Annotated in this window: 12 protein-coding genes; 2 read left to right on the top strand and 10 right to left on the bottom strand. The window is 62.8% G+C overall.

The features are described from left to right. Positions 1-608: 608 nt before the first annotated feature. From IPK17_RS30360 to IPK17_RS30315, 10 genes are all read right to left on the bottom strand, one after another. Positions 609-1,658: an ABC transporter ATP-binding protein gene (locus IPK17_RS30360; RefSeq protein ID WP_343421447.1), complete on the bottom strand. Its 1,050-nt coding sequence runs from the start codon at positions 1,656-1,658 to the stop codon at positions 609-611. After that, positions 1,655-2,470, bottom strand: a complete 816-nt coding sequence (locus IPK17_RS30355) for an ABC transporter permease (protein ID WP_343421446.1) — start codon at positions 2,468-2,470, stop codon at positions 1,655-1,657. The genes IPK17_RS30360 and IPK17_RS30355 overlap by 4 nt, the downstream gene beginning before the upstream one ends. Further along, positions 2,437-3,324, bottom strand: coding sequence for an ABC transporter permease (locus IPK17_RS30350; protein WP_343421445.1), 888 nt, complete (start codon positions 3,322-3,324; stop codon positions 2,437-2,439). The genes IPK17_RS30355 and IPK17_RS30350 overlap by 34 nt, the downstream gene beginning before the upstream one ends. Further along, complete coding sequence (locus tag IPK17_RS30345; protein WP_343421444.1) at positions 3,308-4,564, bottom strand: ABC transporter substrate-binding protein; 1,257 nt, start codon at positions 4,562-4,564, stop codon at positions 3,308-3,310. Before IPK17_RS30345 ends, IPK17_RS30350 begins: the two co-directional genes overlap by 17 nt. Before the next feature lie 10 nt (positions 4,565-4,574). Continuing rightward, on the bottom strand, positions 4,575-5,186 hold the full coding sequence (locus IPK17_RS30340) for a CDP-alcohol phosphatidyltransferase family protein (RefSeq protein WP_343421443.1): 612 nt from the start codon (positions 5,184-5,186) through the stop codon (positions 4,575-4,577). Further along, on the bottom strand, positions 5,183-6,595 hold the full coding sequence (locus IPK17_RS30335; protein ID WP_343421442.1) for a dihydrolipoyl dehydrogenase family protein: 1,413 nt from the start codon (positions 6,593-6,595) through the stop codon (positions 5,183-5,185). Before IPK17_RS30335 ends, IPK17_RS30340 begins: the two co-directional genes overlap by 4 nt. After that, on the bottom strand, positions 6,592-7,338 hold the full coding sequence (locus tag IPK17_RS30330; protein WP_343421441.1) for a TVP38/TMEM64 family protein: 747 nt from the start codon (positions 7,336-7,338) through the stop codon (positions 6,592-6,594). Before IPK17_RS30330 ends, IPK17_RS30335 begins: the two co-directional genes overlap by 4 nt. Positions 7,339-7,460: 122 nt before the next feature. Beyond that, positions 7,461-8,237: a response regulator transcription factor gene (locus IPK17_RS30325; protein ID WP_343421440.1), complete on the bottom strand. Its 777-nt coding sequence runs from the start codon at positions 8,235-8,237 to the stop codon at positions 7,461-7,463. After that, the gene (locus tag IPK17_RS30320; RefSeq protein ID WP_343421439.1) at positions 8,230-9,537 is read right to left on the bottom strand and encodes a sensor histidine kinase; all 1,308 of its coding nucleotides are present in this window, start codon (positions 9,535-9,537) and stop codon (positions 8,230-8,232) included. The genes IPK17_RS30325 and IPK17_RS30320 overlap by 8 nt, the downstream gene beginning before the upstream one ends. 1 nt (position 9,538) lies before the next feature. Continuing rightward, positions 9,539-10,708 (bottom strand): FIST signal transduction protein, encoded by a 1,170-nt coding sequence (locus tag IPK17_RS30315; protein ID WP_343421438.1) that lies wholly within the window; start codon positions 10,706-10,708, stop codon positions 9,539-9,541. Positions 10,709-10,884: 176 nt separating this feature from the next. Here IPK17_RS30315 and IPK17_RS30310 point away from each other — a divergent pair, with 176 nt between their 5' ends. Next, positions 10,885-11,334: a hypothetical protein gene (locus IPK17_RS30310; protein WP_343421437.1), complete on the top strand. Its 450-nt coding sequence runs from the start codon at positions 10,885-10,887 to the stop codon at positions 11,332-11,334. 98 nt (positions 11,335-11,432) lie between these two features. Further along, positions 11,433-12,593: a DUF3179 domain-containing protein gene (locus tag IPK17_RS30305; RefSeq protein ID WP_343421436.1), complete on the top strand. Its 1,161-nt coding sequence runs from the start codon at positions 11,433-11,435 to the stop codon at positions 12,591-12,593. Positions 12,594-12,677 lie beyond the last annotated feature (84 nt).

Genomic DNA, 12,677 nt, shown 5'->3' with positions numbered 1-12,677 from the left:
AAAGCAATCCGTTTTTATACACTATGCCTAGGACGGCCCAGCAAATGGGCCCCCATTTAAATCCCGGCCCGCCCCCCCCCCCCCCCCCCCCGGGGAAAGAGGGATGCCTCAGCCCAGAACACTGCCTGCAGGATGGGAAGAGGCAAAATGTCGACCTACCACCTTGCTCACAGAGGGTGTGCTTTCAGTATGTCAAATGACCTGCGGCACGGGGTAGTGCCGCAGGTCGTAAACTGACCACAGATGGTTGGTGAGGTGAAGCGGCATCGCCGGAGAACGTGAACGAAAGCTCCGTTTCAAGCCAGGAACCTCATGAGCACAGACGAAATGGTAGTACGGACAAAACCATTCACAGTGCAGCAGATGACGCTCGTTCTGGGCATATGCGTGAAGGTGATATGGCGCTTGTTTTGCGTTTGCCGAGCTGACCATCATGTAGGTCAGGACTGGAGACAGAAACGCTCGAACGCCGCCTGTCCGATCTGGTCAACGCGGCGTATGGCTTGACGCCCGCCGACTTTGATCTTATGTGGCGCACTGCTGCGCATCGGAGTAGGGAACGAGGCCCAGGCACGGTCTGCTTGTCCTCACTCACTCGTCCATGGTGCTCACGTTGCCGATCCAGCAGCAATCACCCAGAGATGTTCCAATGGGAGACAAAGGGCAACCGTCGTCCCAGCCGTGATCGGAGCATGGCTGTGGACGATCAACGGCGTGCTGAGCGGTGCGACGCGGACGGCATGCCGGTAGTACGTCCCCATGAACTGGCAGTGATCGACAATTCCCGGAAGCGCCTGTGGATGCTGGATCGGATCACAGAACTGAATCTGTTCCGGGCGTATGGTTAGAACGACCTCACCGGGCGTATTTGGCAGCGGCGCGCCCAACGTGCTGAGCGCCGCATGGATCAACTGCTCGACCGCTGCGCCGGGGATGAAATTCACGCCGCCGAAAAAGCGCGCGACCTGCTCATCGACCGGGCGATAGAACAGCGCATCGGGCGGCCCAAACTGCTGTAGGCGGCCATCGCGCATCAGGGCGATGTGATCGGCCAGCAGCACCGCGTCCTGCTGATCATGCGTGACCACCAGCGTGGTAATCCCAAAATGGCGCTGCACCTGCCGAATCAGCTCGCGCATTTCGTCGCGCAAGTTGGCGTCGAGGTTGCTCAACGGCTCATCCAACAGCAGCAGGCGCGGTTCGACGATCAGCGCCCGCGCCAGCGCCACCCGCTGCTGCTGGCCGCCTGAGAGCTGCGCCGGTCTCCGGTGACCGAGTCCGGGCAGTTGGATCAGGTCGAGCATGTGGGCGACGCGCTCATCAATGACAGGGTGCGGAACGCCGCGCATCTTCAGCCCAAAGCCGATGTTCTGCGCGACCGTCATGTGCGGGAACAGCAGGTGATTCTGAAAGACCATGATCGCGCCGCGCTGCTCGGTGGGCAGGTGCTTCACGCTGACCCCGTCAAAACACACGTCGCCCGCCGAGGGATCGAGCAAACCGGCGATGATCTTGAGCAGGGTCGTTTTGCCCGAACCGGACATGCCGAGCAGGGCGACAATACTGCCCGACGGGAGCATAAGCGACAGGTGATCGACGGCGGGTCGAATCTCGCCGGGGTACTGCTGGGTAATCTCGCGGAGTTCAACCAGTGTCATAAGCGGCCTAGTCCGGCAGCCGCCCCGCTGGTCAGCAGGCGGTTGGTCACGATCAACAGCAGCAGCGCCGGCGCGGTGAACAGGAGCGCCTGCACGGCGATCGCGGTGTTGTTGCCGCCCGCCGCGCTCGAAAAGAGCAGGATCGGCAGGGTGATGACGCGCCCGGAGCCGATCAGCAGCGTCAGCAGGTACTGACTCCACGAGATGAGAAAGGCGAACAATCCGGCGACGATGATGCCCTGACGGATCAAGGGGAGGGTGACGTGCCAGACCACCGCCCACGGTTTTGCGCCGAGTGCGCGCGCCTGCTGTTCGTGTTCGAGGCTGTATCCCCGGAACAGCCCAGCGAAGATCAGGATGGTATAGGGCAGCACCGGCACCAGATGCGCCACGCTCACGCCGAGCCAATTCCCCGCCCAGCCCCAGCGCAGAAAATTGACCGCCAGCCCGAGACTCACCGCCAGCGGCGGTACGAGCGCGGGCAGCAGCAGCAAAAACTCCACCAGTCGCTTGCCGGGAAAGCGGTACAGCCCGAGCGCCCGCCCGGCGGGCAGACCAATGATGAGCGCGGTCGGCGTGACCACCCCGGCGATCAACAGACTGGTGCCGAGCGCCGACAGCACATCCGACTGTGGACTGAAAGCGCGCGTCCACCCGTCCAGCGTCCACTGCTGCGGGAGCAGTTGGGGGTAGAACCAGCCGCGCGCAAAGGCATTGAGCAGGAAAGCGATCAAGGGGGCGACCAGAAACAGGGCGGCGAGCCCCAGGATCAGCGTGCTCAATCCACGCGTGGAGCGCTGTCGCGCAGCCATAGATACCCTCCTAAGACCAGCGCCGTCACCAGCGTGATGATCACGCTCAAGGCCATCGCTTCCGTTCGTGAGTTCAAATCTGCGTCATTGAACAGCAGCAGCGCTGTCACCGGGAGCGCGCGCGGATAGCGCACCCCGAGCAGCGCGGGAATCTCGTACGCGCCAAAGGTGAAGGCGAAGACGATCAGCGAGGAGGACAGCAGCGACGGCGCGATCAGCGGCAGAATGATGTAGCGGAAGCGCTGCCACCCGTTCGCGCCAAGGTTGCGTGCCGCCTGCACGAGCGATGTGTTCAGCGTTTGCAGCACACCGAAGACGATCAGACCGATGAACGGTACTTCTTTCCAGACATAGGCGAGGATGATGCCGATCCCGGTCGTATCGCGCACCAGCACGGGGAAATCGGCGGGGGCGGCGGTCAAGCCGAGCGCGGCCGTGCCGCGGGAGAGCAGACCGCTCTGACTGAGCAAAAACAGCAGGCCGATGGCCGCGACCAGATGCGGCACGGGGAGATTGAACTGGAGCAGGAATGCCCAGAAGCGACTGCGTCCCGCCGCTTGCAGGATGAGGAGCGCGACCGCGACGGCGAGCACGGCGGACAACACCGTACTCGCCAGACTGACCCACAGCGAAAACAGCAGTCCCGACCAGAACACGTCGCGGTAGTCCGGACCGAAGAGTAGATTAGCGTAGGCGTCGAGACTCAGGGTCGTCCGGCCAATCAGCGGCTGCCAGCCGAGGCTTTGCAGCACGCTGTAGGCCAGTCCTCCCCCAAACAGGAGGAGGACCAGCGCGAGCGCCGGGGCGAGCAGCAGCAAAAACTGCCGCCGGGAGAGACTAGCGGCGGAGGACATTCGCTTCCCAGTCGGCTTCGACGCGCGTCTGATACTCGGCGGCCAGATCCGAGACGAGCGCCGCCGCGAGTTCCGCCGGGTCAGCGGCCCCGGGGCCGAGATTCGCCGCCGCGTCGGCCAGCACCTGCCGATCCGCGTCGTCGGTCACGCGGCTGACATCAATGCCGAAGCCCAGTCCGAAGCCGTTCTCCGGCAGCACGTGGGCCGCCTGCAGGTCAGGGCGCAAAATCAGGTTGGCGAGCACAAGCGCGGCGGCTTTGTGCGCGGCGTTCGCGGGGATGGCGACATAGTTGAAATCGCCGATCATATTGGCGTCGAAGGCAAAAGCGCGCGTTGTCTCCGGCAGGCGGCCGTCGTTGATGTACACGCTCGCGCCGGAAATCTCCTGCGTGAAGGCGAAATCGACTTCGCCATTGGCGAACAGGTCGCGCAGTTCGTTCTCGTTGGCGGGATAGGTTTCACCCTGCCGCCAGAGATTCGGTGCCCAAGTGTTCAGCAGATCCCACACCTGCGGTGCCCATTCGTCATACAGGGCTGGGTTGAACTCACCGAGCCATTGATCGTGTCCGCCGCTCAGTTCGAAGAAGATCTGCTTGACGAAGCGCGTGCCCATGTAGCCGCCGGGGCCAGGCGCGATATACGTGAAGCGTCCCGGATTGGCCTCAATCCACGCGGTGAGTTCGGCGAAGCTGCGCGGCAAATCATCCTCAGCAATCCGCGCCGAGTCGTAGATGAAGTGGAACTGGGCGCTTGACCACGGGCTCTCATAACCCTCGACCGGACGTCCGAAATCGAGGTTGATCGCCGGGTTGTCCCAGTCGACCAGCGCGCTGTTGGGGATCGTCTGCGCCCACGGCCCGTACAGCAGATCGGCTTGGCGCAAGGTGTAGAAGTTCTCACCGTTGATCCAGATCAGATCGACCGCCCCGGCGTCCGCGGCGACGCCCGCTTCGGCTTCGCTCAAGACCTGATTGACCGCGTCGACCGTGTCCGCGACCGGCACACGGTTGAGGGTGATGCCGTATTCCTCGGCCAGCAGCGGCGCGTAGAAGGTATCGATGAACCCATTGATCGCATCCGAGCCGCCATACAGATACCAGTTGACGGTCTGACCGTTGGCCTGTGCCACTACTGCGTCCCAACTGGCGAACCCCGGCGGCGCTGCCGCTGGCTCCTGCGCGAATGCCGCGCTGGTCAACAGGAGGAGGACGAGGATGATCAGCCAAACTTTGCCACGCATAGCGACTCCTTTAGCGTAAATGACGCGCTGCCCACACCAAGCGCTGGACGGCGCTGACCGCCACCAGCACGCCGAGCAGGAACAGCAGCGGGATAAACCACTCGGGCAGAATAAAGAACAAACTGAAAAAGATGACGGCTTCTGTCCCTTCGATCACGCCGCTCGGCATGGTGATCGAGGTGAGTTCGCCGCGCTGCTGCGCCCCCTGCGCACGCCGCTCCAGCAGCGCCGCCAGATACAGATACGCACCGGCGTTGATATAAAACATGCCGAACACGAACGCCAGCACGATCAACCCTTCGAGACTGGGCTGGCGCAGCACTAACCCGAACGGGATCACGGTGTAGACGAAGAAGTCCAGCACAATATCGAGATAGCCGCCCCAATCGGATTGCTGCCCGCTGATCCGGGCGACCGTGCCGTCGAGGCCGTCCAGCGTCCGGTTGAGCCACCACAACGCCAGCCCGAGCAGGTTCAGTCCCTGCCACCCGGCGACCGCGGACAGCCCCCCCGCCACGCCCGCCAGCAGCGTGATGGTCGTCGGGCTGACGGTGTTTCCCAACCGCTGTGCCGCGGGCAGCAGCAGTTTCTCTTTGACCTGACGCAGAGCTCCATCCATCATGGCAGGCGCTGGACCACGGCTTTCAGCAGGCGTCCGCTCGTCCCATTCAGGAGTTCGCGCACCAACAGGTTGGACAGCGCCTTCTTGGCGATATCCGAGTAAGTCGGGTAAGGATGAATCACACCCACGAGACTGCGCGCGCTCAGTTTCTTGGCGATCACCAGCGTGTACTCGGTGATCATCTCGCCCGCGCGTTCTGCGACGACCGTCGCGCCAAGCAGTGCGCCGCTGCCCCGGTACACCAGTTTGATGAAGCCCTCCGTGTCGCCTTCGGTCACTGCTCGGTCACCGTGAGCCATGGGAAAGGTATAAACTTTGACCGCGTCCCCGTGCTGCTCACGCGCCTGCGCCTCGGTCAGCCCGACGTGCGCGACTTCCGGTTCGGTGAACGTGACCCACGGCAGGATGTCTTCGTGACCTTTCCCCTTGCCGATGGGCAGCAGCAGATTGCGTCCCGCGACGCTCCCCTGAAACCCGGCGTAGTGGGTGAACTTGGGGCCAGTCGTCACATCGCCCACCGCGTAGATGTGCGGCTGGTTGGTTTGCAGGTGGTTGTTGACCGGGATGCCTTGTTTCGTATACTGCACCCCGGCTTTATCCAGATCGAGCGCCTCGATGTTCGGCGCGCGCCCGACCGCCACCAGCAGCATGTCGCCGCTCACCGTCTGACCGTTCTTCAGAATCAGCGTGATCTCATCACCGGACTTGTGGACTTCGGTCACCAGCGACTCGATGATCGTGACGCCCTCGCGGGTGAGCACGCGGCGGATCACGGCGACGGCCTCCGGTTCATCGCGCGGCATGACCTGATCGCCGACGACCGTCACCTGCGCGCCGAGGCGGATATACGCCTGCGCCATCTCCATGCCGATCGGCCCCGCGCCCATGATGAGCAGGTGCCGCGGCAGGCGATCATTCTCGAAGAAATCGGCATTCGTCTTGAAGGGGACGTCCCGCAGACCGGGGATCGGCGGCACCGCCGCCCGTCCGCCCGTCGCAATCACGAACTTTTTGGCGCTCAACTGCCGGTCATTAACGAGGATCGTATTCGCATCTAAAAAGCGGGCTTCGCCGAGGATGGTTTCCACGCCGCGCCGCGCCACCGCTTCAGGCGTTTCGTGCTGGTAGACCTCGGCGATGACCGCGCGAATGTGATCGCGCACGGCGACCATGTCGACGGTCGGCGCGGCGGCGCTGATACCGAACGCGCCGGCAGTGCGCACGGTGTGGGCTGTTTTCGCGATTTTCAGCAGGGCTTTGCTCGGCATGCAGCCCGACCACGTGCAGTCGCCGCCGATACGTTCCCGCTCGATGAGCGCCACTTGCTTGCCCAGTTCGCCGCCAAAGACCGACGCGGTCAGACCCGCCGACCCACCGCCGATGACAATGACATCGTAGTGATCGCTCATGCGTTTTCCTCTTGGGGCAGGGTAGGTGCCGCTGCTTGGCGGCGGTTGAGCAGACGGGACAGTCCCAGGCTGAGCACCAGAATGACGCCCGAAAACAACAGGATCCCCGGATTGAGACTCGCTTGCCCGGCGGCGAGATCGCCTTCCAGCGCCGCGCCGATGCCCACAAACGAGAGCGTGCCCGCCAGATTGCCGAGTCCGGTCGCCAGAATGAAGCTGCCGAAGGGGATGCGCAGACTCCCCGCGACCAGACTGACCGCGTCATAGGGCAGATAGATCAGCCGCATGGTCAGCACCGCTTGGAACGGATTGCGGCGCAGCAGGTGCACGAAGCGCTGCAGCGCGGACGTACTCGCTGGTTCCGTCGCCTCGCCGCTGGAAAACCAGCGCCCGATGCCGTAGGGGATCACCGCGGAGACGGTGCCCGCGATCAGCACAATCAGGAAGCCCGGCCACAGGCCAAACACGCTGCCGCCGAGTATCGTCAACAGCGACGCGGGAAATAGAATCACCGGGCGCAGCAGATACACGCCGATGTAGAGCGCCGGACCAAACCAATTGCTGCTCAAGATAGTTTGCAGTTCGCCCGTTAGTTGGGCGAAGGTGAGATCGTTGGCGGTCATGTACTGGCGGACGATCAGCAGCAGCGCCAACCAGAAGAGAACGGCGGTCACGGCGGTGCGGTGTGCTTTGAGCCACCGCCAGGCACGCTGCGTCCACGACGGTTTCGTTGACATTTCCATGGTTGGGGCTCTCCCCGGTCGAAGAATGCAACTACTCTAGCTGAGAAGCTTGCGGTGGTTAGCAAAGAAACGCCGAAGAAATGCCGAAGAAAATGCCTAGCATGTCCTCGTTCGTTATCCACTCAGTCTGCCTGTGGGATCAGACGGTAGCCCACGCCGCGCACCGATTCGATGTACAGGTCGGACTCCGGTTCGATGCCCAGTTTTTTGCGCAGGTTGAGGACATGCGCGCCGATGATTTCCCGTGCCTCGTGCCGCGCACAGGTGTAGCCACAGGCGGACTGCACCAAGACGGTATAGCTGAGCGTGACTCCGGGTGCGCGGGTCAGTTCGAGCAGCAGGCGAAACTCGGTCGGCGTGAGGTCGAGCGCCTGCCCGCGCAAACTCGCGCGGAAGCCGCTCACATCGAAGGTCAGGTCGCCGTAAGCGAGCGGGGTTTTGGTGGGGTGCGCGGCGGTCGGCAGATCGGGCTGCACGACATCCAGCAGCTGCCCGACGATCTGTTCCAGCCGATCACGCCGCTGTTGGTGCGCGCGGCTGTGGAGGGCTGAGGCGACTGCCGCGAGAATGTCTTCGTTCTTCGCCGGTTTGAGCAGATAATCATGCGCGCCCTGCCGCAGTGCGGCGATGGCGGAGGGTACGGTCGCATGTCCGGTCAGCAGAATCACGGCGAGGTCGGGATAACGTTCTTTGGCGAGACGCAGCAGTTCTACCCCATCCAGCCGATCCATCTTGATATCGGTGAGCAGGACAGCAAACGCGCTATCCGCCAGTCGCTCCAGCGCCTCCCGCCCATCACAGGCAGCAGTCACCTCGTAGCCGCTCAACTGGAGGACGCGCACAAGAAAATTGCGGATCGCCGCTTCATCATCGACGACGAGCACGCGCGGCTTATTCATGGTCGCACCCGCCTGTCACGGGCAGCGTGATGGTGAAGGTCGTTCCGCTGCCCAAAGCGCTGGCGACGCTGATCTTTCCGCCATGCCGTTCGATGATTTCGCGGGAAATCGCGAGACCTAACCCCAGCCCACGTGTCTTGGTGGTGAACAACGGCTCGAACAGGCGCGGGAGATGCTCCGGCGCGATGCCCGAGCCATTGTCTGTCAGCGTGATGCGCACGGTTTCCCCCTGTGCGGCGGTGGCCAACTCGATGTGCGCCGCATCCCCACGTGCCGCTTCAGCCGCATTCAGGATGAGATTCAGCAGCACCTGCTTGATCTGGTTGCTGTCCCCACACGGCGTGGGCAGGCTGTCCGCCAGTTGGAGCTGCAGGGCGATCCCCGCCTCCTGCAGTCGCTTACGCATGAGGATGCGCACGCCGTCGCACAGCGCATTGACATCAAGTGGCAGATGGTCGTGCGAGACGGGACGATAGAAGTCGAGCATTTGCCGGAAGATCGTCTGAATGCGCTCCAACTCCTGCGCGATAATCGTCAGATCCTGCTGGACTTCCGGTGCGGCGCCGTTGAGCTCGGTCATAACGAGTCCCAGTCCGCTCTCGATGGCCTGCAGCGGATTATTCAGCTCGTGGGCGAGGGAACTCGCCAACTGCCCGATGACGGCCAGCTTTTCGGATTGGATCAGGCGATTCTGCGCCGCCCGCAGCGCCGCCGTCCGCTCTTCCACTTTGGCTTCGAGCGACGCGGACAACTGGCGTTCGGCGGCCAGCAGTTGATCGATGGTGCGCTGCTGGACTTCGACCGCGCGCAAGAGCTGTTCCAGCCGCTGGCGATCACTTTCCAGTTCGGCCCGTTCCCGATCCGCCTGTTCCAAACGCGCATTGGTGTACAAGGTTTGGCTCAAAGACCTGACTAGCAGATCGTAGGCCGGCTGCGCCTCCCGGGGGATCTGCTCCACCCCCAGACAGACTGCGCCGACAGGCGCCGCGTGGGCGTTGAGCGGATGATACCAGGCGGTGGTGTCCAGCCGTCGCGCGGTGTGGGGATCACTGAGGTAGGCCGTGTTGGCCTGCCTCAAAACCAGACGGCGCAGGGCAGCTGGATTCTGCTCGGTCGCGTCGGACAGCCACGTCTCCCCAACGATGTAGCGCTGCAAATCGACATCCCAGAGCAGAAAACACACCCACTGGGGTTGGGTCAGCGTGATTAGGCTCGCCAGGGCGAACGAGAGGGTCTGTTCCACCGACCCGGCACACAGCATATTCGCTAAGGTACAGGCAAGATCAGGCATGGTGGTCATGTCATCTCGGGAAGATAAACGTGCCAACGGAACACTCATAATGCCCGGCGGTCTGCCCCTGCAAGCGGGATAGCACCCCCTGACTGCGAAAACCGAGAAACGGGACATCCCCCAAGCGCTCCTGCACGACGGCGCGCTGCTGGCGATAGGTATCGCCGAGCACCATGGCCGTCGACATACAATCGATGAACAACGCTCCGGCGCAGCTCTCCGCTCGCTGACGGGCGTGATCGATCGCCCGCCCAGCGGCGGTCACCAGCGCATCGGGCTGCGCCGCCAAGATGTGAATCAGCTTGCCTACTGGCGGCGGCGCGGTGACGAGCATCGCCCCGGAACGGTCAAAGCCCATCACGAAGCTCACTTTGCAGGTTCCGTTGGCGCACACGCCGACCGGATACCGCAGGGTAATGGCCGTGAGGTCATCTGGTCGGTACGCGATGCGCTGCTCATTGAGGAAATCCTCATAGACTTCCCACGCCGGACGACCATCGATCTTGAGGATGCGGTGGGCGTCGGTGTGGGTGACGCGGTACGCGCCGCTGAGGGGTGTCCAGCCGTTGTCGAGCGCTAACCCCAACGGCGCCTGACTGAGCACTTCGGCGGCGCTCAGACCGTGACGAAACACGCGGCGGTTGAAGAACACGGCCGGGGGACGTGGCGGCTGATCGATGTTGGGACTGGAGCCACCGAGGATATCGTAGAGCATGCCGGTTTCCGTCATGGCGCGCTCCACGACTTCATCGAGATTCATCACCTGTATATCGGGAAAGAGCATCAGCGCCCGATGATGAAAGGCACTCCCGAGCCCGTCCGCTGCTACTCCGCGCAAGTCGCCGAGTAAGCGTCCCTTGCCGACCAATGGACGCTGATAGCGGTTGGTATGAAAGCGAATGTGCTCGCTGTGCAGCAGCATCACCCCGGCGCCGTGTTCGACATAACCGGCATGGCTGTACTGTCCGACGGAGGTCGCCCCGATCAGCGGCGTGTCACCCAGGATCGCGTTGACGCCTTTCAACACCTGTTCTGGCTGAGCATGCGACGTGAACAGCAGCGCCAAGGTGATGGGCGTGGTCGGCTGCGCGAGACTGGCGACCGCCGCCCGCGCCGCATCCTGCCCGCAGTCAAAGCCGTTCCCTGTATCAGATAAGCCCACCCCGATTGCTGTTGCCAAACCCTTGCGCTCCCCGGACTCAATCTGCGTTCCAGTGTAATACGGAAGCGGCTTTCGGAACGCCATCTTCGGCAAATCTTCGGCAATTTCCCGGCGTTTCTTTGCTCCACGCCGCAGGGGGATCCCATACACTGGGCGCATTGACCAGTTTTGAGACGCAGAAGGGGTTTCAGACCATGGCGACAACGACAGTTCGTCAGGAACAGGCAGCTTCATCCACCCTCGTGACCAGTGTGGTTCAGGGGATCACCGCCGCGTTGATCGGCGGCTCAGTTTTTGGGGTGCAGATGGCGGTTGGCGGGATGCTGCCGATGGTCGCGCAGCTGGTCGGTTCGCAAAACCCGGTGGTCGGCTTCGTCATGCACCTCATCATCAGCGCGATCATCGGCGCGGTGTATGGGGCGATCGCGCCGCGCTTGCCCGCCGGGTGGCTGGTCGCGATGGGCGCGGGCATCGTCTACGGCGTGATCTGGTGGGTGCTGGGCGCGCTTGTTATGATGCCGCTGCTGCTGGGCATGGGCGACATGGTGTTCCAGATCGGCGACATGCAGTTGATGAGTCTGATCGGCCACGTGATCTTCGGCATCATCACCGCCGGATTCTTTACGCTGATCCAGCGTCGCTAAGCGGCTGACCTAGACGAGCGCGCCGCAGATCGCCCTGATCTGCGGCACTTGGCTTGCCGCCAAATGTTCGCATGCTGCTTCGATGGGAGGCTATGTTGATGAGAGATCAATCCACGAAAATCAGGTGGATCGCGCTGCTGCTCGGGCTAGCAGTGGCGCTGTCTGCGGGACGCATCACGACTGTGAGCGCCCAACTCACCTGTGCTGATCCGCCGCTGGATGTGTCGGGCTTAGTGTATGTGTGGGACAAGACCGATTTCTGCCAGTCCCAGGCAGGGGTCTTCGACGAGATCCTGTCAGGCGGTGTTCCGCGCGACGGCATCCCACCGATTGACAACCCGACCTTCGAATCAATTGCCGAGGCGTCAACGTGGCTGCAACCACAGTCCCCGGTGATCGCGTTTACGCTGGAGGGTGTAGCGCGCGCCTATCCGCTCGCCATCCTGACCCGACACGAAATCGTGAATGATATCGTGGCCGATGTGCCCGTGGCTGTGACCTTCTGCCCGCTGTGCAACAGCGCGGTCGTGTTTGAGCGGACGGTGGCGGGGCAGGTCTTGCGTTTTGGTGTTTCGGGCTTGCTGCGTAACAGCGATCTGATCATGTGGGACGATCTGACGCAGAGCTGGTGGCAGCAGTTCACGGGCGAGGGGATCGTCGGCACTTATACCGGCACGCAGTTGACCCTGCTGCCCTCGCAGGTGGTTGGGTTCGGCGCGTTTGTCGAGCAGTATCCAGATGGTGAAGTGCTGTCCCGGAATGGCCGCACGTATGCGACCAATCCCTATGTCGGCTATGACTCATCTGCGCTGCCGTTTTTGTTTCGCGGTGAACTCGATGAGCGCCTGTTTGCGACCGAACGGGTGCTCGGCGCACTGATTGCGGGAGAGGCGGTTGCGTATCCCTTCCCGGTGCTGGCGGAAGCCATTGTCATCAACGACACCGTCGGCGGACGGGCCGTGGTCGCTTTCTGGCAGCCGGGCGCGACCAGCGCGCTGGATCAGAGCAATATCGATGCGTCGCGCGATGTCGGCATGGCGGCGCTGTACCGCCGCGAACTGGATGGACAAATACTCACCTTCAGCATTGATGCTGCTGGCACGATTCGTGACGATCAGACGGGCAGCGCGTGGAACGTGTTTGGTACCGCGGTCGAGGGAGCCTTGCTGGGCAGTCAACTGCGGCAGGAGCTCGCTTTCCCACATTTCTGGTTTGCGTGGGCGGCATTCCGACCGGAAACGCGCATCTACGGCACGTAAGCGCCAGCGGGGCGCCATGTATCCGATAATCTGGAGCGGGCAGCGCTCCAGCAATGAGCTTACAACACCAAAGCGCTTACATAT

It is taken from the genome of Candidatus Flexifilum breve (genome assembly GCF_016713355.1).
Note: the sequence above shows the minus strand (reverse complement) of the source record. Positions and strands in the feature narration are given on the sequence as shown.